This window comes from Stenotrophomonas sp. 89682_Sma, assembly GCF_056481405.1.
The window spans coordinates 3,103,664-3,127,687 of sequence record NZ_CM151147.1 but is presented as its reverse complement, the minus strand read 5'-3'; the positions used below and the strand labels follow the sequence as shown (position 1 = coordinate 3,127,687).

At 66.7% G+C, this 24,024-nt stretch carries 22 protein-coding genes; 10 read left to right on the top strand and 12 right to left on the bottom strand.

The features are described 5' to 3' along the window. Window positions 1-27 precede the first annotated feature (27 nt). On the bottom strand, window positions 28-3,243 hold the full coding sequence (rne, locus tag ACZK29_RS14545) for a ribonuclease E (RefSeq protein ID WP_459047079.1): 3,216 nt from the start codon (window positions 3,241-3,243) through the stop codon (window positions 28-30). Between the two features lie 407 nt (window positions 3,244-3,650). On the opposite strand from rne, the gene ACZK29_RS14540 reads away from it, so the two are divergent. Further along, window positions 3,651-4,625, top strand: a complete 975-nt coding sequence (locus ACZK29_RS14540) for an RluA family pseudouridine synthase (protein WP_029550681.1) — start codon at window positions 3,651-3,653, stop codon at window positions 4,623-4,625. Window positions 4,626-5,131: 506 nt separating this feature from the next. Here the strand turns inward: ACZK29_RS14540 and zupT are convergent. The 3 genes from zupT to ACZK29_RS14525 all read right to left on the bottom strand — a co-directional run bounded on the left by zupT (window position 5,132) and on the right by ACZK29_RS14525 (window position 6,803). Beyond that, window positions 5,132-5,941 carry a zinc transporter ZupT gene (gene zupT, locus ACZK29_RS14535; RefSeq protein WP_010486740.1) on the bottom strand — a complete coding sequence of 270 codons (810 nt, stop codon included), beginning with the start codon at window positions 5,939-5,941 and terminating at the stop codon, window positions 5,132-5,134. 98 nt (window positions 5,942-6,039) lie between these two features. Further along, on the bottom strand, window positions 6,040-6,456 hold the full coding sequence (locus tag ACZK29_RS14530; protein WP_478446188.1) for an energy transducer TonB: 417 nt from the start codon (window positions 6,454-6,456) through the stop codon (window positions 6,040-6,042). Continuing rightward, window positions 6,453-6,803: a 4a-hydroxytetrahydrobiopterin dehydratase gene (locus ACZK29_RS14525; protein ID WP_005410315.1), complete on the bottom strand. Its 351-nt coding sequence runs from the start codon at window positions 6,801-6,803 to the stop codon at window positions 6,453-6,455. The genes ACZK29_RS14530 and ACZK29_RS14525 overlap by 4 nt, the downstream gene beginning before the upstream one ends. A gap of 90 nt (window positions 6,804-6,893) precedes the next feature. Here ACZK29_RS14525 and ACZK29_RS14520 point away from each other — a divergent pair, with 90 nt between their 5' ends. Further along, window positions 6,894-7,493 (top strand): NfuA family Fe-S biogenesis protein, encoded by a 600-nt coding sequence (locus tag ACZK29_RS14520; RefSeq protein WP_049429107.1) that lies wholly within the window; start codon window positions 6,894-6,896, stop codon window positions 7,491-7,493. 10 nt (window positions 7,494-7,503) lie between these two features. After that, complete coding sequence (locus ACZK29_RS14515) at window positions 7,504-9,270, top strand: hypothetical protein (protein ID WP_478446187.1); 1,767 nt, start codon at window positions 7,504-7,506, stop codon at window positions 9,268-9,270. A 132-nt stretch (window positions 9,271-9,402) separates the two neighbouring features. Here ACZK29_RS14515 and ACZK29_RS14510 read toward each other — a convergent pair whose 3' ends face one another. Further along, window positions 9,403-9,816, bottom strand: a complete 414-nt coding sequence (locus ACZK29_RS14510) for a barstar family protein (protein WP_111205077.1) — start codon at window positions 9,814-9,816, stop codon at window positions 9,403-9,405. Continuing rightward, on the bottom strand, window positions 9,816-10,268 hold the full coding sequence (locus ACZK29_RS14505; protein ID WP_180866321.1) for a guanyl-specific ribonuclease: 453 nt from the start codon (window positions 10,266-10,268) through the stop codon (window positions 9,816-9,818). The genes ACZK29_RS14510 and ACZK29_RS14505 overlap by 1 nt, the downstream gene beginning before the upstream one ends. A gap of 220 nt (window positions 10,269-10,488) precedes the next feature. Here ACZK29_RS14505 and ACZK29_RS14500 point away from each other — a divergent pair, with 220 nt between their 5' ends. Then, a complete protein-coding gene (locus ACZK29_RS14500) occupies window positions 10,489-11,100 on the top strand; it encodes a superoxide dismutase (protein ID WP_005410310.1) in 612 nt (203 codons plus the stop codon). Between the two features lie 61 nt (window positions 11,101-11,161). Here the strand turns inward: ACZK29_RS14500 and ACZK29_RS14495 are convergent, their stop codons facing one another. Further along, window positions 11,162-12,010, bottom strand: coding sequence for an endonuclease/exonuclease/phosphatase family protein (locus ACZK29_RS14495; protein ID WP_478446186.1), 849 nt, complete (start codon window positions 12,008-12,010; stop codon window positions 11,162-11,164). A gap of 162 nt (window positions 12,011-12,172) precedes the next feature. Between ACZK29_RS14495 and ACZK29_RS14490 the strand changes: the two genes are divergently transcribed. Continuing rightward, on the top strand, window positions 12,173-13,738 hold the full coding sequence (locus tag ACZK29_RS14490; protein ID WP_111205079.1) for a POT-type proton-dependent oligopeptide transporter: 1,566 nt from the start codon (window positions 12,173-12,175) through the stop codon (window positions 13,736-13,738). A 7-nt stretch (window positions 13,739-13,745) separates the two neighbouring features. Then, a complete protein-coding gene (locus tag ACZK29_RS14485) occupies window positions 13,746-14,372 on the top strand; it encodes a rhomboid family intramembrane serine protease (RefSeq protein ID WP_111205080.1) in 627 nt (208 codons plus the stop codon). A 68-nt stretch (window positions 14,373-14,440) separates the two neighbouring features. Here the strand turns inward: ACZK29_RS14485 and ACZK29_RS14480 are convergent, their stop codons facing one another. Next, window positions 14,441-14,602: a hypothetical protein gene (locus ACZK29_RS14480; RefSeq protein WP_005413966.1), complete on the bottom strand. Its 162-nt coding sequence runs from the start codon at window positions 14,600-14,602 to the stop codon at window positions 14,441-14,443. A gap of 209 nt (window positions 14,603-14,811) precedes the next feature. On the opposite strand from ACZK29_RS14480, the gene ACZK29_RS14475 reads away from it, so the two are divergent. Genes ACZK29_RS14475 through cfa form a run of 3 tightly spaced genes read left to right on the top strand, consistent with a single transcriptional unit; the run spans window position 14,812 to window position 17,168 of the window. Then, a complete protein-coding gene (locus tag ACZK29_RS14475) occupies window positions 14,812-15,114 on the top strand; it encodes a GNAT family N-acetyltransferase (protein WP_005417588.1) in 303 nt (100 codons plus the stop codon). 37 nt (window positions 15,115-15,151) lie between these two features. Next, window positions 15,152-16,033, top strand: coding sequence for a DUF3298 and DUF4163 domain-containing protein (locus ACZK29_RS14470; protein WP_111112310.1), 882 nt, complete (start codon window positions 15,152-15,154; stop codon window positions 16,031-16,033). A gap of 19 nt (window positions 16,034-16,052) precedes the next feature. Next, window positions 16,053-17,168, top strand: coding sequence for a cyclopropane fatty acyl phospholipid synthase (gene cfa / locus ACZK29_RS14465; RefSeq protein ID WP_111205081.1), 1,116 nt, complete (start codon window positions 16,053-16,055; stop codon window positions 17,166-17,168). Between the two features lie 140 nt (window positions 17,169-17,308). On the opposite strand, the gene ACZK29_RS14460 is transcribed toward cfa, so the two are convergent. Further along, window positions 17,309-19,477 (bottom strand): M3 family metallopeptidase, encoded by a 2,169-nt coding sequence (locus tag ACZK29_RS14460; protein WP_106550983.1) that lies wholly within the window; start codon window positions 19,475-19,477, stop codon window positions 17,309-17,311. A gap of 168 nt (window positions 19,478-19,645) precedes the next feature. Here ACZK29_RS14460 and ACZK29_RS14455 point away from each other — a divergent pair, with 168 nt between their 5' ends. Then, complete coding sequence (locus tag ACZK29_RS14455; protein WP_106550984.1) at window positions 19,646-20,131, top strand: glutathione peroxidase; 486 nt, start codon at window positions 19,646-19,648, stop codon at window positions 20,129-20,131. Between the two features lie 33 nt (window positions 20,132-20,164). Here ACZK29_RS14455 and ACZK29_RS14450 read toward each other — a convergent pair whose 3' ends face one another. From ACZK29_RS14450 to ACZK29_RS14440, 3 genes are all read right to left on the bottom strand, one after another. After that, window positions 20,165-20,719: a TlpA disulfide reductase family protein gene (locus tag ACZK29_RS14450; protein ID WP_106550985.1), complete on the bottom strand. Its 555-nt coding sequence runs from the start codon at window positions 20,717-20,719 to the stop codon at window positions 20,165-20,167. 168 nt (window positions 20,720-20,887) lie between these two features. Beyond that, window positions 20,888-21,667 (bottom strand): ferredoxin--NADP reductase, encoded by a 780-nt coding sequence (locus ACZK29_RS14445; protein ID WP_111205082.1) that lies wholly within the window; start codon window positions 21,665-21,667, stop codon window positions 20,888-20,890. Window positions 21,668-21,746: 79 nt separating this feature from the next. Beyond that, complete coding sequence (locus ACZK29_RS14440) at window positions 21,747-23,618, bottom strand: ABC transporter ATP-binding protein (RefSeq protein WP_164146684.1); 1,872 nt, start codon at window positions 23,616-23,618, stop codon at window positions 21,747-21,749. Window positions 23,619-24,024: the final 406 nt, after the last annotated feature.

The following is a 24,024-nucleotide window of genomic DNA, read 5'->3' as shown; positions in this document are numbered from 1 at the left end:
GTTTCGTTTCACGCGATCAACGATTGATCAGTTCGCCGGCGGCGTGCGCTTGGCGGCCTCTTCATCTTCTTCGTCGGCCTTGGCTTCGGCTGCCTGGGCGGCGGCATCGGCGTGGCCATCGGCGACCGGATCGATCGATGGTGTCACCACCGCCTCGGCAACCGGGGCCGCAGCTTCCACCGGCACGGTTTCAACCGTCACCGGAGCGACCGGCTGTTCGGCGACCGGCGTGGTCTCGACGACCGGCTTGGCTTCAACCGCAGGAGCGGCCTCCACCACCAAAGCAGCCTCAACGGCCAGCGGCTTGGCTTCGACCGCCGGAGCGGCTTCAGCGATCTCCGGCTTCGATTCCACGACCGGAGCGGCCTCGACCACGACCGGCTTCACTTCGACCACCGGTGCCGCAGCCACCAACGGCTGGGCCGGGGTCGCCGCGTCGATGGCATCGAGCATGCTGGTCTGCACCGGCGAAGATGTCGGTTCGGCCTTGGCCACGGTTTCGATTGGGGCCTGTACCTCGGCCACGACCGGCGCAGCGGCCTCGACCACGGCGCTGCTCACCACCGCGACGGGCGCGGCGACAACAGCGGCGGCAGCGCGGGCCGGCTTTTCGGCTTCGACAGCGACCGGCTCGGCTTCGTCATCGAAGTCGAACTCCGGCTGCGAACGGGCCGGCTGTGCAGCAGCGACCGGCGCAGTGCCGGCAGTGCTGTCGATGTTCGGCTCGGCGCCATCGGCGTCATCACCGTCATCACCATCGTCCTGGTCATCACCCAGGGAATCGCTGCCGGCGGCGTTCTCGGCGCCACCGCGACGACGACGACGGCCACCACGACGGCCACGGCGACGGCGGGTCGCGCCTTCGCCTGCCTGCTCGCCATTGGCGTCGGTTGCAGCCTCTTCACCGGCAACTGCAATCACCTCGGCCTCGCTGGCAGCGTTGGCAGCGGTCTCGACCGGTGCTGCGGCGTCCACCGGCGCGGCGCCCAGCGGCGCAACCGGAGCAGTGGCTTCCTGCGCAGTCACCACATTGGCGGCGACGGCCGTAGCGGCCACGGCTGCGGCCGCGGTCACGGCCTCGGCCGGTGCATCGGCGGCGTTGCGCTGCGGCTTCTCGGCCGGCTTGTCACCGTCCTGCTGCTGCGGACGCGGCTGCTTGGGCTGCTTCAGCTTCGGCTGCTGCTGGTTCTGGTTCTGGCCCTGCGGCTCGTTGCGCGGCTTGTTCTGCTGCTGCGGGTGCTGCTGGCCATCCTTCTGCTGCGGTTCCTTCTGCTTGCCCTGCTGCGGCTGCTGCTGGGCATTGCCGTTGTTGCCGTTGCGGCCGTCCTTGTTGCGCTGCTCACCGCGGTCCTTGCGGTTGCCGCCATCCTTCTGCTGCTGCGCGTTGCCGTTGCCACCGTTGCCACGGTTTTCGTCGCGACGGTCCTTGCGGTCCTTGTTGCGATCCTTGTTGCGGTCCTTGCGGCCGCCGTCCTGCTGCTGGCGGGCGACCGGAGCCGCCGGTGCCGGTGCCGGCGCCGGTTCGCCACCGAACACGCGCTTGAGCCAACCGATCACGCCGCCGCTCGGTGCCGGCGCCACCGGCGCTGCAGCGACCGGAGCCGGGGCCACTGCAGCCGGTTCCACTTCCTCGCGCACCGGAGCGGGGGAGGTGTGCTTGACCTGGGTCACCGCCGGCGGCGGGATGTTCAGCTGGCCCTTGGTCAGCGCGTGCACCGGCAGCTTGCGCGGGGTGCCGCGCTGGTAGCTGGGCTTGTTGCTCTCCTCACCCAGCTCGTTCTCGCGCAGGCGGGTGACGGTGTAGTGCGGGGTGTGCAGCTGCTCGTCGGCGACGATCACGATCGGCGCCTCGTGACGCTGCTCGATCTCGCGCAGGGCGCTGCGCTTCTCGTTCAGCAGGTAATTGGCGATCTCCACCGGGGCCTGTACCAGCACCTGCCCGGTGTTCTCCTTCATCGCATGCTCTTCAGCGACGCGGATGATCGACAGCGACAGGGACTCGACGCTGCGCATGCGGCCATGGCCGTCACAACGCGGGCAGACGATCTGGCTGGACTCGCCCAGGCTCGGGCGCAGGCGCTGGCGGCTCATTTCCAGCAGGCCGAAGCGCGAGATGCGGCCGACCTGCACGCGCGCGCGGTCGTACTTCAGCGCGTTGGCCAGGCGGTTCTCGACCTCGCGCTGGTGCTTGTTGGAGGCCATGTCGATGAAATCGATCACCACCAGGCCGCCCAGGTCACGCAGGCGCAGCTGGCGGGCCACTTCCTCGGCTGCTTCCAGGTTGGTCTGGAACGCGGTGTCCTCGATGTCGCTGCCCTTGGTGGCGCGCGAGGAGTTCACGTCGACCGCGGTCAGCGCTTCGGTCTGGTCGACCACGATCGAGCCGCCCGACGGCAGGCGCACGTTGCGCTCGTAGGCGCCTTCGATCTGCGATTCGATCTGGAAGCGGTTGAACAGCGGGATGTCGTCCTTGTAGTGCTTGAGCTTGCGCAGGGTCTGCGGCATCACCTGCTGCATGAACTCGCGGGCGTGCTCGTACATTTCCTCGGTGTCCACCAGGATCTCGCCGATGTCGGCGCGCAGGTAGTCACGCAGGGCGCGCACGATCAGGCGCGATTCCTGGTAGATCAGGAACGGGGCCGGCTTGCTCAGCGCGGCCTCGGCGATGGCGCGCCAGACGTTGAGCAGGTAGTCCAGATCCCACTGCAGCTCCTCCGCATCGCGGCCGACGCCGGCGGTACGGATGATCACGCCCATGTCATCAGGGATGTTCAGCTTGTCCAGGGCGTCCTTCAGGGCGGCACGGTCTTCGCCCTCGATGCGACGGGAGACACCGCCGGCGCTGGGCGAGTTCGGCATCAGCACCATGTAGCGGCCGGCCAGCGAGATGAACGTGGTCAGGGCGGCGCCCTTGTTGCCACGCTCTTCCTTGTCGACCTGGACGACGATCTCCTGGCCTTCCTTCAGCAGTTCGCGGATGCCGGCCTTGTTGTGGTCGACGCCGGCCTGGAAGTAGTCGCGGGAGATTTCCTTCAGCGGCAGGAAGCCATGGCGGCCACCACCGTATTCGACGAAGGCCGCTTCCAGCGAGGGCTCGATGCGGAAGATCCGGCCCTTGTAGATGTTGGACTTCTTCTGTTCTTTCGACGGCTGTTCGATGTCGATGTCATACAACGACTGGCCATCCACGATGGCAACACGCAGCTCTTCAGCCTGCGTGGCGTTGATCAGCATTCGCTTCATTGTTGCGTTCCTCGCAAGCGGCTACCGCGCGGAACGCCATGGGGTTTCGCCTCTGGACACGGTTCGCCGCCCATTCGCGCAAGCGCGGGGAGGGCGGCTTGGGTTTCCAGCGCTACGACACCACGGCAGGCCGCGGGAGCGCTTCACTCTTATGGGTTTTGGGGTGTTACAGGCCGCAGGCAGCTGTCAGCCAGGCTGGAGCGCCACGCGGGACATGTTCAGCACGGTTGCGTGTCAGGCATCCGGCGATGGCCGGGAAGGCCGGTGAGCCGCTAACATGGCCGCCCCGCGGGCGGTGGTCGCGCACTGTGCCGGATTCGTCGGAAGCTGGGCTTCTGGCCCTGAGTAACTTCCAACGAAATCAATCCCTTATCTCGCCCCCCGAGTGTAACAGAATAAACAGCCTGATGACCGCCCAAGACCCGACCAAACCCGCTGGCGACAAGCCTTCCGTGCGCATGATCACCGTTCCCGCCGACCGCGCCGGCCAGCGCCTGGACAACTTCCTGCTCGGCCAGCTGAAGGGCGCCCCGCGCAGCCTGGTCTACAAGCTGGTGCGCAGCGGCCAGGTACGGGTGAATGGCGGCCGTGCCAAGGCCGAACGCAAGCTGGAGGCGGGTGACGAGGTGCGTGTGCCGCCGGTCCGTCTCAGTGAAGAGGGAGACAAGGCCGGTCCTCCGGAGGCGTTCATGCGCCGCCTGGAGCAGGCCATCGTCTTCGAGGACGCCCGCCTGCTGGCCCTGAACAAGCCCACCGGGGTGGCCAGCCATGGTGGCAGCGGCATCAGCTTCGGCGCCATCGAGACCCTGCGCGCGCTGCGCCCGGGTCAGACCCTGGAACTGGTCCACCGGCTGGACCGCGACACCTCGGGCCTGCTGATCGTGGCCAAGAAGCGCTCGGCGCTGAGCGAACTGCAGGCCCTGCTGCGTGAAGACCACGGTGCCGGCATCCGCAAGCGCTACCTGACCCTGCTGGCCGGGCGCATGCCCGACGGCGTGATGACGGTCGATGCGCCGCTGCATGTCGGCCTGCGCCAGGGTGGCGAGCGTCACGTGCAGGTCAACGCGATCGGCAAGGAATCGATCAGCCACTTCCGGGTGCTGGAGCGCCGCGGCGGCCATTCGTACTGCGAGGTGCGCATCGAGACCGGTCGCACCCACCAGATCCGCGTGCACGCCCAGCACCTGGGGCATCCGGTGGCCGGTGACGACAAGTACGGCGATCCGGCGGTCAACAAGCGGCTTCGTGAGCAGATCGGGCTGAAACGCCTGTTCCTGCATGCGGCCTCGCTGGAGTTCGCGCTGGACGACGGCAAGAGCCCGTATGTGCTGAACGCGCCGCTGGCGGATGAGCTGGTCGAGGCGCTGGACCGGCTGAAGTAGCCCCTGCGGGGCTGACTGGCCACCGGGCGCAGCCCCCTCGCGGCTGGCGTCCAAAGCGGGATTCCGGTTTTGGTCGGTCCGGATGGGTTGGCGGGGGACGCCGTGAACCCATCCATGGGGGCTTGGCCGCGGCATCCTTGCCGCGGACACCCCCGCCAACCCATCCGGACCGACCTTCGACAGATCGCGTGCGCGTCAGCCACGGAACATCAAAAGAAAAGCAGACCCGTGCCGCGCGGCGGCCCGGGTAGAGTCGAGCCACGCTCGACTCACGCGCGCAGCGCGGGCTTCGCTTTTTCATTCTTTCATCGCGCGGCTGGCACGCACGGAAAAATGACGGGGCACGGGCGGGGGCGGCTTGCAGGGGTGACCGCCGCATGGATGCGGCGGCCAAGCCTCCATGGATGGATTCACGGCGCCCCCTGCAAGCCGGCCCCGCCCGTGACCTCTCGATACTGCGGTACGTACCAGCCGCGAGGGGGCTCAGCCCGTTGGCCGGGAACTCCTCACCACTTGAACAGCACCAGGCTGATCGCCAGCGTGCCCATGCCGGCCACCAAGCCGTATACGGTTTCGTGGCCCTTGGCATATCGCTTGGCCGCAGGCAGCAGCTCGTCCAGCGCCAGGAACACCATCACGCCTGCGATCAGTCCGAACACCCAGCCAAACGTAGCGTGCGACAGCGATCCTGACAGCAGCCAGTAGCCCAGCGCCGCGCCCACCGGCTCGGCCAGGCCGGACAGCAGGCTGGCACTGAACGCATAGAACTTGTTCTGGGTGGCGAAGTACACCGGCACCGCGATCGCGATGCCCTCGGGAATGTTGTGGATGGCGATGGCGAAGGCCAGCGGCATGCCCACCGACGGGCTTTCCAGGGTGGCGAAGAAGGTCGCCAGCCCCTCCGGGAAATTGTGAGCGGTGATCGCGACCGAGGTCAGCAGCGCGACCCGCTTCAGGTACTCACGGCTGTTCTCGCGGAACGCAGGATCCTGTTTGTCCAGGCTGTCATGCGGATTGGGAATGAAGTGGTCGATCAGCACGATCACGATCACGCCCAGCAGGAACGCCAGGGTGCCGTAGGTGAAGCCGGTGCGCTCGCCATAGGCCAGGGCGAACGATGCGATCGACTTGTTGAGGATTTCCGACAGCGACACATAGACCATCGCGCCGCCGGCGAAGGCCAGGCCGAACGCCAGCAGGCGCGGATTGGGGCGGCGCGAGAACAGCACCAGCAGGCTGCCGATGGCAGTAGCGAGGCCGGCCGCAAGGGTGACCGCCAGCGCGATCCAGATGTTTTCGGGGGGAATCTGCAGCATGTACCGACGCGGTCCTGGTCAACAGACAGCCGCCCCGGGCAAGGCCGGGGCGGCGAGGGCGAGGCGGGCGTCGGCTGGCCTCGTCGGGGCGCGGGCGGTCAGCCGCCGCGGCGAAGGCGTTCTTCGATGGCGAAGCACTGGTCCGGCTTCGGCTGCGGCGGGTTGAAGCTGACCGGCACCTGGATGGTGGCCGGCACGGCAGCGCCATTGCGGGTGGCGGCCTTGAACTGCCAGCCCTGCACGGCGGTCTTCGCCAATTCGTCCAGCTGCGGGTTGCCGGCGCCGGTCAACAGGGCCACGTCGCTCGGCTTGCCGTCGGTGCCGATGGTGACCTTGAAGGTGCTGGTGCCGCCCACGCCCATGCAGGCCAGCTCAAGCGGGTACTGCGGCGGCGGCGTCTTCACTGCAGCCACTTCAGTCGGCGGCGGCGGTGGCGGTGCCGGCGGCTCGGACGGGCCACAGCCGGCCAGGCCGGTCGCAGCGATCAGGGACAGGCTCAGCAAACGTACGTTCATGGCAGTTGCTCCGTCAGGGCCGAAGTCTTTGCAGCGCAGATGAAGTCGTTCTCGCTCAGGCCGCCCACGTCGTGGGTGGAAAAGCGCACGACCGCGCGGTCGTAGTGCACGCCCAGGTCCGGATGGTGGTCCTCGCGGTGGGCAATCCAGGCCAGCGCGTTCACGAAGGCCATGGTGGCGTAGTAATCCTTGAAGCGGAAGGTGCGCGTCAGGGCCTGCCCGCCCTCGCTCAGCTCCCAGCCGGGAATCTGCGGCAGCAGTTCGGCCAGGCGGGCCTCGCCCAGCTTGTGGTCGCTGCCTTTGCGCGGCACGCAACGGGCCTGGGCCAGTGGAATCAGGTCGGCCATGGGAATCTCCACCTCGTGTTGACTGAACAATGCGCCGGACGGTGTATAAACCGAATGAGCGGCTGACGCTTACTTGGCTAGAATAGCCTGATGATCCAGATCTCTGACACTGCCCAGACCCATTTCCGCAAGCTGATCGAACGCGAGGGCGTGCCCGGCATGGGCGTGCGCCTCAGCGCGGTCGATCCTGGCACTCCGCGCGCCGACGCCCGGCTGGAGTTCGCCGAGCCGGCCGACCTGCTCGGTGACGAGTGGGCGGTGGACTGCGATGGCTTCACCCTGTATGTCGATGCCAGCAGCGTCGGCTGGCTCGATGGCGCCGAGATCGACATCGTCGCCGGCAGTGCCGGTACCCAGCAGCTGACCATCAAGGCGCCGCGCATCAAGGGCGAAGCACCCGGCGACGCGGCCTCGCTGGTCGAGCGTGTGCACTGGGTGGTGGAAAACGAAATCAATCCGCAGCTGGCCTCGCATGGCGGCAAGGTGGCCGTGCAGGAGGTCTCGGCCGAAGGCGTGGTGCTGCTGCGCTTCGGTGGTGGCTGCCAGGGCTGCGGCATGGCCGACGTGACCCTCAAGCAGGGCATTGAAAAGACACTGATGGGCCGCGTGCCGGGCGTGACCGCCGTGCGCGACGCGACCGACCACGACAGTGGCCACGCGCCGTATATCCCTCGCGGCAACGCCGCCTGATCGCTGACGCGTGCCTCTGACCCGGGCCGAGCAATTCATCGACCTGCTGCTGGCCCGCCAGCAGCCCAGGGCCGTCCTCGAGAAAACCACGCGCCTGCCGTATGGCTGGGCGTTGTGGCTGCGCTCGCTCGGTCCGTTGCCGCGGCCGCTGCATGCCAGCGAATTGATCGCGGTGCTGCTGCCGCGACCGCTGCCAGGGCCCCCCGGGCAATTGCCCCGGTTGTCACCCTGGCAAGCACTGCGCCGTCTGTTCTGGCAGGACTGGGATGCTGCGCCGCGCGACCAGCGCTGGATGCGCTGGGTCTCGGCATTGGCCAGTGCGCTGCTGCACCTGCTGTTCTTCATGCTGCTGCTATGGGTGGCCGTGATCCGCACCACGGCACCGGAAGAAGAAGGCGCCGAGGGCGAGCGCGTGCAGGTGGAGTTCGTCGGTCGCGCCACCCAGGAGGGCGGCGGCGATCAGCCGGGTGCCGAGGCGGCGGCGGCTGCACCGCCGGGCCAGGTTGCAGCTGGCCAGAACGCAGGGGCCGCAATGGCGCCTGAGCCGCGTCCGGCGTCCGCGTCGGCAGCTGCGTCCGCTCCCGCTCCGGCTGCAACGGCCAGCGTGCCACCGCCGCCCGCCGAATCCGAGCCGGCGCCGGTCGCGGCACCGCCACCGTCACCGGTGCAGGCCACCGAAGTGGCCGAGGCCAGTACGGATTTCGTGGTGCCACCGGTCAGCGTGCCGCGCACCGAGGTCAGCATCGTGCCGCGCGACACCACACCGACGGTGCGCGAGCGCAGCGTGCAGCCGGTGCAGGCGCCGCCGAGCCCAGCCACGCTGCGCGCGCCGGAGATCGCGGTGCGGGCACCGCAGCTGCGTGACATTCCGGTGCAGGAGCGCGAAGTCAGTACGGTCGATGCACCGGCGGTGTCGCAGCCGCTGCGCACGGCTGATGTACAGGTCCGTGTGCCGCAGCGCGACGTGCAGGTGCGCGAGCGCGAAGTGCAGGCCGTGGTCGATCCGCAGGTACGAATGGCTGCTGTGGCCGGACGTGAGCCGACCGTGCGTGCGCCGGCGGGCCGTGACCTGCAGGTGCGCGAGCGCGAAGTTGCGTCGGCACCCGCGGCGGCGCCTTCAACGTCCAGCGGCAGCGCGCCAGCGGCAACGGCGGCGCCTGCGGCCAGCGGCAGTGCGAGCCAGGCCAACAGCAGCACGCCACGGCCGTCCGCCTCCAGCACGACACCGGCCCAGGCCGGCGCGCGTCCGGCTCCCAACCCGGGCAACTGGGCCACGCCGGCCAAGGGTGACGATTGGGGTGCATCAAGCCGCAACCAGGATGGCGCCAGCAAGGGCGCGAGCCAGGCCAGTACATCCGGCAGGGGCAATGGCCTGTTCAATGCCGATGGCAGCGTGCGCGTGCCGGGGCAGCAGGGTGACGGGCACGCCGAGCGTGGCGCCCCCGGTGGCGCCAACGATGGCTGGAGCAAGGAGCGCATCGCGCAGTCCGGTACCTGGTTGAAGCGGCCGCCGTACGATTACACGCCGACCTCGTTCGACAAGTACTGGGTGCCGCAGGAATCACTGCTGGCCGAATGGGTGCGCAAGGGCATCAAGTCGATGGAGATTCCGTTGCCGGGCACCGGTACGAAGATCTCCTGTGTGATCTCGATCCTGCAGGCGGGTGGTGGCTGTGGCCTCACCAATCCGAACATGCAGGACCAGCCGGCCGTGGCACGGCCGCCGCCGGACATCCCGTTCAAGAAAGAGCTGCAGGAAGATAACGGCAGTCGCTAGCGGCGATGCCGGGTCAACTCTCATCCACGCGTGGCGTGGATCTACCGATTCGTTGCAGGTAGCGCCGGGCCATGCCCGGCGGTGGTGTGCACGCCGCGATGCGCACTCGCCGGGCGCGGCCCGGCGCTACCGTCACGCACTCTGCGACAGGAACACCCAGAACGGCACATCGCGGCCGACCCAGTCGCGGCTGGCCTCATCCATCACGTCCAGCAGGGTGTCGAAGTCCTTCTGGGTGGCGGCACGCAGTGCCTCCACGTCGGCCAGGAACAGCGCGTAGCCGTTGGCCGGCAGCCATTGCAGGTCGCGCAGGTTGTCCGACAGCGCATCCCAGTTGCCGCCGAAGCCCGCCGGGAAATCCAGCTGCGCCGCCAGCCGTGCCAGCAGGGTGCGCTTGTCGGCCACGCCTTCCAGATCGATGCGGATCACCTTCAGGCCGGCGTCGCGCATCGCGGCGGCCAATGCGCTGATGTCGTCGCTGTCGATGGCGTAGACGCCAGCGTTGTTGATGTCATGCAGGCCGAGGCCGAAATCGTCATGGCTCATCACTGCGCTCCCTGGGCCGGTACGGTGAAGCTGCGGAATGATTCGTAGTGGTCGTCGGTGTAATACCACGCCTCCGCCGGATCACCGCCGGTGACGATGCGGCGCGTGCCACGTGTGCGTGCGCCGGGGGTGTCCACGGTGTACTCGCGGTAGTAACCGCGCGGACGCTGTGGCAGCTGTTGTTCGCGGTTGCCGAAGGTGCTGCCGTCCTGGCGGTGCGGGAACGGCCCACCGCGCTGGATCAGGGCGATGGTCTGCCGGGCTTCGGCGGGCAGGAAGGCGGGCAGGCCGCTGTCATTGCCTGCACCGGCAGCGGCCGGCGCACGCGCGGCGGGTGTGCCCTGCAGGTCCGGTGCGAACTGCGGCGCCGGTGGGCGCTGCATGAAATGGTTGACGACCAGGCCGAGCAGCAGCAGGGCGATGGCGGTGATCAGCAGCCGGGGGTTGCGCATGGGCAGGGGCGGGCAGAGGTGGTGGCAGGCACTGTAGCGCTCCTGCGCTGCACGGTGCATGAGGAGCGCGGTGCGTCACCGGTGCGTAACAATTGCCGTCGTGCTCACTGGCAGGACGCAATTTCCTTTACATCCCCCTTGGTAATCTGGCGGTCTGTCCCCATCATTCACCGCGCAACGCCCGACACCGTCGGGTGCCCTCGCAATCAGGAGATGCATCATGGCCTACACCCTGCCCAAGCTGTCCTACGCCTACGACGCGCTGGAACCGCATATCGATGCGGCGACGATGGAAATCCATCACACCAAGCATCACCAGACCTACATCAACAACGTCAATGCGGCGCTGGAAGGCACCGAGTACGCTGACCTGCCGGTCGAAGAACTGGTGAAGAAGCTCAAGTCGCTGCCGGAGAACCTGCAGGGCCCGGTGCGCAACAACGGTGGCGGCCATGCCAACCACTCGCTGTTCTGGACCGTGATGGCGCCGAACGCGGGCGGCAACCCGGTGGGTGACGTGGCCAAGGCCATCGACAAGGACCTGGGCGGTTTCGACAAGTTCAAGGACGCCTTCACCAAGGCCGCGCTGACCCGTTTCGGCAGCGGCTGGGCATGGCTGAGCGTGACCCCGGACAAGAAGGTCGTGGTCGAGAGCACCGGCAACCAGGACAGCCCGCTGATGGAAGGCAACACGCCGATCCTGGGCCTGGACGTGTGGGAACACGCGTACTACCTGAAGTACCAGAACCGCCGTCCGGAATACATCGGCGCGTTCTTCAACGTCATCGACTGGAACGAAGTCGAGCGCCGTTACCAGGAAGCGATCGCCTGATCTACGTGACTGGATGAACTGAAAAGGCCGGGGGAGACCCCGGCCTTTTCCGTTGCAGGATTCATTCGGTTGTGGCCGTATCACCCTGCAGGCGCAGGGTGGCCATCACGCCCAGCCGCAGGCCGGGCAGATCGCCGTCGGCGGGCAGCAGGATCGGCTGCTGGCGGATGCCGCCGAAGTGCTTGACCTGGAACAGCACGTCCAGGCCGTGACCACTGGCGCCGCCGCCGCTGGCCGCCGGGGGCTCGGGGCGACCGCCAGGATTGCGCCGGGCCGGCTGGAAGCCGGGCGTGCTGCGCACCAGTTCCACCGTGTTGGCCGAGAAATCGCCTGCAATCAGGCTGGGCATGCCTTCGGCGGTGGCGCCGATCCAGGTCATCAGGTCGCTGGTCTGGTGTTGGCGCGCGGTGGTCTCGTCCGGGTCCGGGCGCAGCCGCGCCACATAGATGTTGACCAGCGCCTCGCCCAGCTTCAGCCGCATCATGCCGGCCGCACTGAAGGTGCCGGGTGGGTGCAGCAGGGTCACGCCATCCTCGCTGACTGGCAGCCGGGTCAGCATGGCGTTGCCATGCCGCAGCGGCTGGCTGGGCGGGTCGGCGGTAACGAAGTCGCAGCTGTAGCGCAGCCGGCTGGCCAGCCAGCAGGCCGGATTGCGGCCCTGCTGCTGCAGCACCTGCTGCACCGAGATCACGTCAGGCTGCAGCTCGGTGAGCAGCTTTGCCACCTGTTCGCGACGCAGCTTCCACTGCGCGTCATCGCGACTGGGCAGTTCCAGGGCAGCCACGGTCAGCTGGCGCGGCTCGGCGTCACCGTTTGCGCTGGCCGGCACCTGCGTCCGAGCCTGGGCCGGCAACGCCAGCACCATTGCGAGGCAGCTGAGCAGGAGACGGGCGTGGGCGAGGGGGCGCATAACGATAAGTTTACGCTTTTGTCGTGGAGGTGCCGTGACTTCCGGCAGGGCACAAGCTGCCTGCCATGGATTGGCACCGTTGTCATGCAGCCCTGCAGCGTGCTTCGCAAGCCCCGGTTCCGGTAACCTTGCGCCTTTCGCTTTGCAGGATTGCCTTACAGGATGAGCCACGACGCAGTTGCCCCCATCGCCGGCCAGGGAAAGATGCCGCGCCAGATCCCGTACATCATCGGCAATGAGGCCTGCGAGCGGTTCAGTTTCTACGGGATGCGCAACATCCTGGTGCAGTTCCTGATCACCTCGCTGCTGCTGCAGGAAATCACTGCGGAAGGGCGTGCCGGTGAAGCCAAGGACATCATGCACAGCTTCATGATCGGCGTGTATTTCTTCCCGCTGCTCGGTGGCTGGCTGGCCGACAGGTTCTTTGGCAAGTACCACACCATCCTCTGGTTCAGCCTGGTCTACTGCGCCGGCCACCTGTGCCTTGCCCTGTTCGAGAACAGCCGCGAGGGCTTCTTCCTCGGCCTGGGCCTGATCGCGCTCGGCGCCGGTGGCATCAAGCCGCTGGTGGCCTCGTTCATGGGTGACCAGTTCGACCAGAGCAACAAGCACCTGGCCAAGATCGTGTTCGACGCCTTCTACTGGATCATCAACTTCGGCTCGCTGTTCGCCTCGCTGCTGATCCCGCTGGTGCTGAAGAACTGGGGCCCGCAGTGGGCGTTCGGCATCCCGGGCATCCTGATGTTCATCGCCACCTTCGTGTTCTGGCTGGGCCGCAAGCGCTACGTGCTGGTGCCGCTGCCGCCGAAGGATCCGCATTCGTTCGCCAACGTGGTGCGTACCGCACTGACCACGCGCGTGGCCGGCCAGGGCCGTCCGGGCCTGGTGATCGCCGTGCTCGGCCTGGTGCTGGCAGCGGCCTCGTTCGGCCTGGTCGCCTCGCTGGGCATCGTCATCTGCCTGTGCCTGGCGCTGGTGTCGATCCTGGCGGGCATCGGCGGTGGCACCTGGCTGCAGCTGGATCGCGCCCGTGGCCTGCATCCGGCCGAAGCGGTTGAAGGCGTGCGCTCGGTGCTGCGCGTGCTGGTGATCTTCGCCCTGACCACGCCGTTCTTCTCGCTGTTCGACCAGAAGGCCTCGACCTGGGTCCTGCAGGGCCAGCAGATGCAGATGCCGAGCTGGTTCACCGCCTCGCAGATGCAGGCGCTGAACCCGCTGCTGGTGATGATCCTGATCCCGTTCAACAACCTGGTGCTGTACCCGGCCCTGCGCCGCTTCGGCTTCGAGCCGACCGCGCTGCGCCGCATGACCGCCGGTATCGCCTTCAGCGGCCTGGCCTGGATTGTCGTCGGCGGTATCCAGGTGGTGATGGACGGTGGCAACGCCATGTCGATCTTCTGGCAGATGCTGCCGTACGCGCTGCTGACCTTCGGTGAGGTGCTGGTCTCGGCCACCGGCCTGGAATTCGCCTACAGCCAGGCGCCGCAGGCGATGAAGGGCGTGGTGATGAGCTTCTGGAACCTGACCACCACCATCGGCAACCTGTGGGTGCTGCTGTCCAATGCCGCCGTGCGCAATGACGCGGTGACCCACAAGATCGCCAGTACGGGCCTGAGCGAGGCGGCATTCCTGATGTTCTTCTTCGCCGGTTTTGCCTTCGTCGCGGCGTTGGCCTTCGGTTGGTACGCGAAACGCTATCGTATGGTCGACAACTACCGTAGCGCCTGAGCCCGACATGACCCCCGTCAATCTGCTGTTGATCGCCGTCACCGCCATCCTGTCGTGGATGGCGTTCAACAACCGCAAGCTGGCCGACCGGCTGATCCTGTGGCCGCCGGCCATCGACCGTCACCGCCAGTACGACCGGCTGGTGACCTATGGCTTCATCCACGCCGACTGGTCGCACCTGATCTTCAACATGATCACCCTGTTCTTCTTCGGGGGATTCATCGAGAGCGTGATGGTGCAGCTGACCGGCAGCTACCTGACCTACCCGGCGTTCTACATCGGAGCGCTGCTGGTCTCGATCCTGCCCAGCTACCTGAAGAACCAGAAGAACCCGAACTACCTCAGCCTCGGCGCGTCCGGAGCGGTGTCGGCGGTGCTGTTCGCCTTCATCCTGATCAAGCCGTGGTCGATCATCCTGGTGTTCTTCATCCCGGCACCGGCGATTGTCTATGCCGCGTTCTACGTGGGCTACAGCATCTGGATGGACAAGCGCGGTGGTGATCGCATCAACCACAGCGCGCACCTGGCCGGTGCAGCGTTCGGCGTGATCTTCATGCTGGCCATGCAGCCGAGCATCTTCACCCACTTCCTGCGCGAACTCTCCAACCCGACCTTCCGCCTCGGCGGCGGTTGAGGGGCAGGGGGCGGATCCGCTGGATCCGACCCCTGGGGCAACCCCCGGGGCAGGGCCCCCGCTCCTGGTCAGGCGCGGGTCTGCTGGCCGTAGGTGTCCAGCAGACGGGCGAATACTTCTTCACCGATGCGCTGGAAATCCTGGTCTTCGGTCTGCCCTTCCACCGCCAGTTGCAGCAGGCCCTCCAGCAGGGCGCGGTCGGTATCGGAATGGGAATCGCTGGGGTGCATCGGGGCCTCCGCGGTGATGCGCATGGTCAACGGTCGCAAGGGCCGTGCCAGCCTGGCCGTACCCCTCCACAGGCGATAGCGGCCGTCCACCCTCCAGCTTGAGGGTCGAAATCTGACGTGAATGGATTGGACTTGCCCCTGTTCAGGCTTCACGCGATCATGGCGCCCGGCTGCGCACCATCCACGCAGTCGCCGCAGGAGACAGTTCCATGGCTTCGGTCACGCCCCCCGGTCTGGCCTACGAGGTCGAACACGATCTGGCCAACCATCGCTTCACCGCCCGTGTGCGCGGACAGCTGGCGGTGCTTGATTACCAGATCAAACGCAAGCGCATGGTCATCACCCACACCGAAGTGCCCGAGCCGATTGCCGGCCGTGGCATCGCCGGTGAGCTGACCCGCGTGGCGCTGCGCTTTGCCCGCGAGCAGAAGTACAAGGTGGTGCCGGCATGTTCGTATGCCGAAGCCTTCCTGCAGCGGCATGAGGAGTATCACGACCTGCTCGTTGGCTGAATGCCAGCGGGCCACGCTTCAGCCATGGCAGGCGATGATGTACAAACATGAACAGGGGATCCCGATGAAGATTGGAAACAACCGGCCATTGCGCGGCAGCGTGCTGGCCGGCGTGGTGGGCGTGCTGTTGCTGGCCGGTTGCCAGCGTGAGAGCGAGCCGGCACCGGCGACCGATGCGGCCCCCGCCGCCGAGGCCACCGCTGCGGGTGAAACGCCGGCCACGGACGCGCCGCTGGACCTGCGCGACGTGATCGAGAACAACGAGCGCGAAGTGGTGGGCATCAGCTACCCGGCCGGCATCGACCGCTACCCGGGCCTGGCGCGCGCGTTGCAGGACTATGCCACCAGCGCGCGCAGTGACCTGCAGCAGGCGCTGGACGGGCTTGGCAACGACAAGCCGACCATGCCGTACGAGCTGTCGCTGAGTTTCGAGAAGCTGCTGGAAACCCCGCAGCTGGTGGTGGTCAGTGCCGATGGCAGCCGCTACACCGGTGGCGCCCACGGCGAGCCGCTGGTGGCCCGCTTCGTATGGCTGCCGCAGCACCAGCAGATGCTCAGCGCCGAGAAGCTGGTGGCCGATGCCAAGGGCTGGAAGGCGATCAGCGATTTCGTCGCCGACCAGCTGCGCGAACGCGTGGCCACCCGCCTCAGCGGCGAGGACATGGACCCGGCCCAGCTGCAGGAATCGCTGCGCAACGCATCGCGCATGATCGCCGACGGTACCGGCCCGCAGGCCGACAATTTCAGCCAGTTCCAGCCGTTGACCGACGACAAGGGGCAGATCACCGCGCTGCGCTTTGTGTTCCCGCCGTACCAGGTGGGTCCATACTCGGACGGCACCCAGACCGCCGATGTACCGGCGGCGGTGCTGTTGCCGCACGTGGCCAAGGACTACGTGGAGCTGTTCGCACGCGGTTGACCGCAGTCGAGGAGGTGGCGTGGATACAGGGTTGCAGGAGCGGGTCGCCGGCCTGCTGCAGGAAGCCGGGGTCCGCATCGGCGGTACCCAGCCACAGGACATCCAGGTGCATGACCCGCGCTTCTTCGCGCGGGTCATGGGCCACGGCTCGCTGGGTCTCGGCGAGAGCTACATGGAAGGTTGGTGGGATGCCAACGTCCTCGATGAATTCCTTGTCCACCTGATGCGGGCGCACCTGGACGAACGGGTGCACGGTTGGCGCGAAGTGGCCGATGCGCTGAAGGCGCGGCTGTTCAACCTGCAGGCCGGGCAGGGCAGCTACGAAGTCGGTCGCCGCCACTATGACCTCGGCAACGATCTCTACCAGGCCATGCTCGGCCAGCGCCTGGTGTACAGCTGCGGCTACTGGCGCAATGCCGGTGATCTCGACGCCGCACAGGAAGCCAAGCTTGACCTGGTCTGCCGCAAGCTGGGCCTGCGCCCGGGGCAGCGCGTGCTGGACATTGGCTGCGGTTGGGGCGAAGCCCTGAAGTTCGCCGCTGAGCGCTACGGTGTCAGCGGCGTCGGCGTGACGATTTCGCAGGAGCAGGCCGAGTTCGCGCGGAACCTGTGCGCGGGCCTGCCGATCGAGATCCGCCTGCAGGACTATCGCGAGCTGGACGAACCGTTCGATGCGATTTTTTCGATCGGCATGTTCGAGCATGTCGGCGACAAGAACTACGCCAGCTTCTTCGAGGTGGCCAGGCGCTGCCTGTCTTCGCGCGGATTGCTGCTGCTGCACACCATCGGCACCAACATCTCGCGGCATCGCACCGATCCGTGGATCGCGCGCTACATCTTCCCCAATTCAATGCTGCCGTCGGCGGTGCAGATCGGCAAGGCGTTCGAAGGGCGCTTCGTGCTGGAGGACTGGCACAACTTCGGCACCGACTACGACCTCACCCTGCAGGCCTGGCGACGCAACGTGGAAGCGGCGTGGCCGCAGCTGGACGCGCGCTACGACGAGCATTTCCGCCGCATGTGGCGCTTCTACCTGGCCGGATCGATGGCCACCTTCCGCTGCCGGCACGCGCAGCTGTGGCAGCTGGTGCTGTCGCCGGAAGGCGTGCCGGGTGGGTACGTGGCGCCGCGTTGATCTGGAAGAGCATCCACGCATGGCGTGGATCTACCGGGTCTGCGTAATGAGGGTAGATCCACGCCATGCGTGGATGGCCCTGCAAAAAAAAACCGCCCGGTTTCCCGGGCGGTTTTCGTTTCAGGCTACCGCACCAGCGATCAGTTGCCAGCGCCGGTCAGGCCACGCTTTTCCAGCAGCGGCTCGATCTGCGGCTCGTGGCCGGCGAAATCGCGGAACAGCTGCATCGCGTCGACGCTGCCGCCCTTGGACAGCAGGGTGGCACGGAAGTGGTCACCGTTCTTGCGGCTCAGGCCGCCGTTGTCCTTGAACCACTTCTGGGTGTTGGCGTCGAGCACTTCCGACCAGATGTAGGCGTAGTAGCCGGCCGAGTAGCCGCCCATGATGTGGCTGAAGTACGGGGTCTTGTAGCGCGGCGGAACCGGCGCGTAGTAGATGCCGTCCTTCTCCAGCGCGGCGCGCTCGAAGGCCATCACGTCCTTGGCGGCCGGCACCTGGTCGGCGCCGATCTGGTGCCAGCGCTGATCAAGCATGGCCGCACCCAGGTACTCGGTGGTGGCGAAACCCTGGTTGAACTTGGCCGCGGCCAGCACCTTGTCCAGCAGTGCCTGCGGCATCGCCGAGCCATTCTGGTAGTGCTTGGCGTAGTTCTTCAGGATGACCGGATTGTCCGACCACATCTCGTTGACCTGCGAGGGGAACTCGACGAAGTCACGCGGCACCGAGGTGCCCGAGAAATACGGGTACTTCACGTTGGAGAACATGCCGTGCAGGGCGTGGCCGAACTCGTGGAAGGTGGTGTTCACCTCGTCCCAGGTCAGCAGGGTCGGCTGGCCGGCCGGCGGCTTCGGGATGTTCAGGTGGTTGGCGACCACCGGCTTGAAGCCGGTCAGCTTGGACTGCGAGACGTAGGAGTTCATCCACGCGCCACCGCGCTTGGAGGCACGCGCATACGGGTCGAAGATGAAGATCGCCAGCTGGCTGCCGTCGGCGTCGAACACGTCGTAGACAGTGACGTCATCGTGGTAGACCGGCAGGTCGGTGCGCTGCTTGAAGGTCAGGCCGAATTCCTGGCCAGCGGCGTAGAACACGCCGTTCTCAAGCACGTTCTTCATTTCGAAGTACGGCTTCAGCTGCGACTCGTCGAAGTTGTACTTGGCCTGGCGCACCTTCTCGCTGTAGAAGGCCCAGTCCCACGGTTCCAGCTGGAAGGTCGGCTTGCGCGCGGCCTTCTGTTCCTTGTCGATCATCGCCTGCAGGTCGGCGGCTTCGCGCTTGGCGTTGGCCACGGCGGCCGGAGCCAGCTTGCCCAGCATCGCGTTGACCGCTTCGGGCGTCTTGGCGGTCTGGTTGGTCAGGTTGTAGGCGGCGAAGTTCGGGAAGCCCATCAGCTTGGCCTTGTCGGCACGCAGCTGCATGATGCGCGAGACCAGCGCGGTGTTGTCGAACTCACCGCCGCGGCTGCCGCGGCTGACCGACGCTTCGTAGATCTTCTGGCGCAGGGCGCGGTTGGCCAGGTTGGTCAGCGGCGGCTGGCCGGTGGTGTTGAGCAGGGTGATCACGTACTTGCCGTCCTGGCCGCGGGCCTTGGCGGCTTCGGCGGCGGCGGCGATCTGCTCCTTGGACAGGCCGTCCAGTTCCTTGACGTCGTCGACGGTGATCGCCGAAGCGTTCACTTCCGACTGCACGTTCTGGCTGAACTTGGTGCCCAGGTTGGCCAGCTCGGCGTTCATCTCCTTCAGCTTGGCCTTGTCGGCCTCGGACAGCTTGGCGCCTGCGCGCACGTAGTTGTCGTAGTACTTCTCGACCAGGCGCACGCCTTCGGCGTCCAGGCCCAGCTGGCTGCGGGTGTCGTACAGCGCCTGGATGCGGGCGAACAGCTTGCCGTTCAGCGCGATCGCATCGCTGTGCGCGGCGAACTTCGCCGAGTAGTCGGCCTGCAGCTTCTTGCGGGTGTCGTTGGTATCGGCGCCCACCAGGCTGAAGAACACGGTGGTCGCGCGGTCGAGGATGTCACCGCTCTTTTCCAGGGCGATGATGGTGTTGTCGAAGGTCGGCTTGGCCTTGTTGTTGGCGATGGCCTCCACTTCCTTCAGCTGCTGCGCCATGCCGGCGTCGAAGGCCGGGGCGAAGTCGCTGTCCTTGATCTTGTCGAACTGCGGGAAGTGCAGCGGCAGCGGGCTTTCGGCAAAGAACGGGTTGGCCTGCTGGGCGGCGGTGCTGGCGGCCGGGGTGGCGGCGCCGGCCGAGAAGGCGGGCAGGGCAAGGCCGAGGGACATGGCCACGGCAAGGGCAAGGCGAGTGGTCAAGGTAGGAACTCCGGTAAGGCAAACAAGGGCCCGAGGGTAACCCGGCCGGCCGTGTGCCCACTTGTGTCAAAAGGCATGTTCACGCCGCCGCGATGCCGTGGAGCCACCGCACCGGTGGCTGGCCCGCTACCATGGGCCGAAGCCCCCCACCTTCCAAGGCCCGCCAGCATGACCACCGCCTACGATTTCAGCTTCAACGACCTCGACGGCCAGCCGCAGGCCTTGGAGCGGTACCGCGGCAAGGCGCTGCTGCTGGTCAACGTGGCCAGCAAGTGTGGTTTCACCCCACAGTACGAAGGGCTGGAGGCGCTATGGCGCGAGTACGGCCCGAGGGGCCTGGTGGTGATCGGCTTCCCCTGTGACCAGTTCGGTCACCAGGAACCCGGCAATGCCGAGGAGATCCGGAGTTTCTGCTCGCTGACCTATGCAGTGGACTTCCCGCTTTCGGAGAAGATCCAGGTCAACGGCGACGGCGCGCATCCGCTTTGGAAGTGGCTGAAGGCCGAGAAGACCGGGCTGCTGGGCCTGAGCGCGATCAAATGGAACTTCAGCAAGTTCCTGATCGGACGTCAGGGGCAGGTGCTGGGGCGCTATGCACCCACCGACAAGCCGGAAAGCCTGCGCGGGGATGTCGAGAAGGCGTTGCAGTCCTGAGCATGCGTGCGCGTTCTCCTGCCGGAGGACGGATCAGCCCTGCGGCGGACGGTTGCGCACCTCTTCAGGGAGCTGGGCCAGGATGGCGTCAATCACCTTGGGCAGGCTTTCTTCGGAGTAGCCGCGGTGGATATGGGCAATCCGGCCGTCCTGCCCGATGATGAACATGTGCGGGATGGTCTGGATGCCGTACTGGTCGCTGACCTCGCCCTTGGCGTCGTGAATGTAGTCCAGCACCGGCGCATTTCGGTTGCGTATCACGCTGATGAAGTCGCGACGCGGTTCCTTGAAGTTGACCGCATACACCTGCAGGGCGTCGCGCCCGACCACTCGCTGCAGGTTGCCCAGCATGGGCAGTTCCTTGCGGCACGGGCCACACCAGGACGCCCAGAATGTCACGATGACCACTTTGCCTCGCTGGGTGCCGAGATCGACCAGGTTGCCGTCGCGATCCTTGCCCAGGATCTGCGGTGGTACCTCGTTCGGGCGCGGGCGCGAAGCCGGGTCGACGGGCGCGGCGGTGGCGACACCACTTGCCGCCAGCAGTGCGGCGGCCAATACCAATACACGACGAAGCGTCCTGATCATCGCTGTTCCAGGTAGGGGCGGGCTCACTGCCCGCCGAGCTCGGAGCATACGCAATTGCGGGAAGCAGGCGAATCCCTTCGGCCCCGCGATGGCCACGCCCGGGTGGGCCGGGCGCAGGCCCGGCGCCATTCAAGCCGAGCGTGGGCTCGGCTCTACGGATGCAACGCGTTACTTCTCGACGAACGCGCGCTCGAACACGTAGTGGCCCGGCTGGCCGATGCGCGGCGAGACCTGGAAGCCGCGCGCATCAAGCACGCTGCGCAGGTCGGCCAGCATCTGCGGGCTGCCGCAGATCATCGCGCGGTCGTTCTCCGGGCTCAGTTCCGGCAGGCCGAGGGTGCGCTGCATTTCACCGCTTTCCATCAGCGAGGTCAGGCGGCCCTGGTTGGCGAACGGCTCGCGGGTGACGGCCGGGTAGTACAGCAGCTTGTCGCCGATCATCTCGCCGAGGAACTCGTGCTCACGCAGCTCCCTCTCGAAATAATCGCGGTAGGCCAGGTCCTTTTCGTAGCGCACGCCGTGGCAGAGGATCACCTTCTCGAAACGCTCGTAGGTTTCCGGGTCCTTGATCACCGACAGCCACGGCGCCATGCCGGTACCGGTGCCCAGCAGGTACAGGTTCTTGCCCGGGTGCAGGTCGCTGATCAGCAGGGTGCCGGTGGGCTTCTTGCCAACCAGCACCTTGTCGCCCGGCTTGATGTGCTGCAGGCGCGAAGTCAGCGGGCCGTCCTGCACCTTGATGCTGAAGAACTCCAGATGCTCTTCCCAGTTGGCGCTGGCGATGGAATAGGCGCGCAGCAGCGGCCGCGCCTCGGTTTCCAGGCCGATCATCACGAACTGGCCGTTCTCGAAGCGGAAACCGCTGTCGCGGGTAAGGGTGAAGCTGAAGTAGGCGTCGGTCCAGTGGCGGACCTCAAGCACCGTTTCGGCGCCGAAAGCGGAGGACATGGGCGTATCTATCGAAAGTCGTCGGGGTGATTCTATCTCAAATGAGACAGGTTCTCATTAGTGGAAACGAGAGGCGTTCTCAGCGGTAACCCGCTGCCTGCAGCTCGAAAAGCTCGGCGTACCGTCCTCCCTGGGCCATCAGCTGCTCATGGGTGCCGCTGGCCTCGATGCGGCCATCGGCCAGCACCAGGATGCGATCGGCCATGCGTACCGAAGAGAAACGGTGGGAAATCAGCACTGCCGTACGATTATCCGCCAGCTCCCTGAACCGCTGGAACACTTCGAACTCACTGCGTGCATCGAGCGCTGCGGTTGGCTCATCCAGGATCATCACCTGCGCATTGCGCATCCACGCGCGGGCAATGGCGATCTTCTGCCACTGGCCACCGGACAGGTCCACGCCCTGCTTGAAGCGGCGGCCGATCAGCTGGTTGTAGCCGCCGGGCAGGTCGTCGATCACTTCCTCGGCCATGCCTCGCCGCGCGGCATCGGCGATGCGCGCCTGATCATCCATCGCCTCGACCTGGCCGACGCCGATGTTCTCGCCGGCGCTGAGGTTGTAGCGCACGAAGTCCTGGAAGATCACCCCGAGGTTGGCGCGCAGGTCGTCCAGGTCGTAGTCGCGCAGGTCGCGGCCATCGAGCAGGATGCGGCCTTCGTCCGGCTCGTACAGGCGCGCCAGCAGCTTCACCAGCGTGGTCTTGCCGGCGCCGTTCTCGCCGACCAGGGCCAGCACCTCGCCGGCCTGCAGCTGGAAATCGAGGTGGCGCACCGCCCATTGCTCGGCATCGGGGTAACGGAATCCGACGTTCTCGAACACGAAGCCCTGCTGGATGGGCTGCGGCACGCGGACGGCTCCTTCGCGCGAATGGATTTCCGGCTGGATCTGGAAGAACGAGAACAGGTCGTCCAGGTACAGTGCCTGGCTGGCCACCTGCGAAAAGCCGATCAGCAGGCCTTCCAGCAGCTGGCGCAGGCGCAGGAAGCTGCCGGCGAGGAAAGTCAGGTCGCCGATCGAGAAGTCGCCGCGCACCGTGCGCCAGGCGATGTAGGCGTAGGCGGTGTAGTACCCCAGTGTGCCCAGCGCAGCCAGCAGCGTGCCCCAGAACGCGCGGCGCCGGGCCAGCGCCCGGTTGGCCTGGAACAGCGCCACCGACAGCCGCCGGTAGCGCTCCACCAGGAAGCGGTGCAGGTTGTAGATCTTCACTTCCTTGGCCGTTTCCACGCTGGCACCGAGCTGGCGCAGGTAGTCGAGCTGGCGGCGCTCAGGCGTCCACTGGAAATTGAGGCTGTAGCCGGCCGCATTGAAGTGCGATTCGCCGATGAAGGCGGGCACCAGTGCCAGCGCCAGCAGCAGGATCAGCCACGGCGCGTACACCAGCAGGCCGACGGCGAGGCTGGCCACGGTGATCGCATCCTGCACTTGGCCGAACAGCTGGCTCATCAGGTTCATACGGCCCATGGTCTGGCGCCGCGCACGGTCCAGCTTGTCCTGCAGGTCCGGGTCCTCGAAGTCCTCCAGATCCAGCGTCGCCGCGTGTTCCATCAGCCGGATGCTGGTGACGTTGGCGAACAACTCCGAGAGCAGGGCATCGGCGTAGCTGACCAGGCGGCCCAGCAGGTCCGAGGCGATGGCCAGGCCGAACTCCAGCACCAGCAGGCCCAGCAGCGGATTGAGCAGGCCGCTGGACAACGCTTCGCCCAGCGGCGGGAAGCCGGCATCGTGCTGGCTCAGGTGCAGCGCGCTGTCGATGATCAGCTTGCCGACGTAGAGCATCGCCACCGGCAGCAGCGCGCGGATCAGGCGCAGCCCCAGGCTGGCCAGGGTGAGCGCGGGACTGGTCTTCCAGACCATGCGCAGGAACGGCGGCAGGTTGCGCATGGCCCTGAAGCGCTGGCGCAGGCTGGGTTTCTTCGCGGCGTCAGCGCCAGCGGTGGGGGTAGCAGGCATGCGCGTATTGTGCGCGCCTGATACGTGCAGAGGGGGTCAGTGCAGGCGTGTGGCCGGCACCGGGGTCAGATCCCTTTGCGCGGGCTCTGACCCCAGCGACCCACAGCGGGTCAGAGCCCTTCGCGAAGCGAAGGGATCCGACTCTCCCGCATCCACGCATGGCGTGGATCTACCGTGTCGACCAGGGTCGACACCTACCAGCAGCAGTAGAAGTCCGTGGAGGGCGGGGTGGGTCCGGTTGCGGGAGTGTCAGCCGCATGGATGCGGCTGCCAAGCCCCCAAGGACGGGTTTACGGCGTCTCCCGTAACCGGATCCACCTCGCCATCCCTCAGGAAACCAGCTTCTGACGTTGCTGTTGTTTCGGCTGTTGCCTCTGCGGGTGCCGGGCGGCAGCCCGGCCAGCCC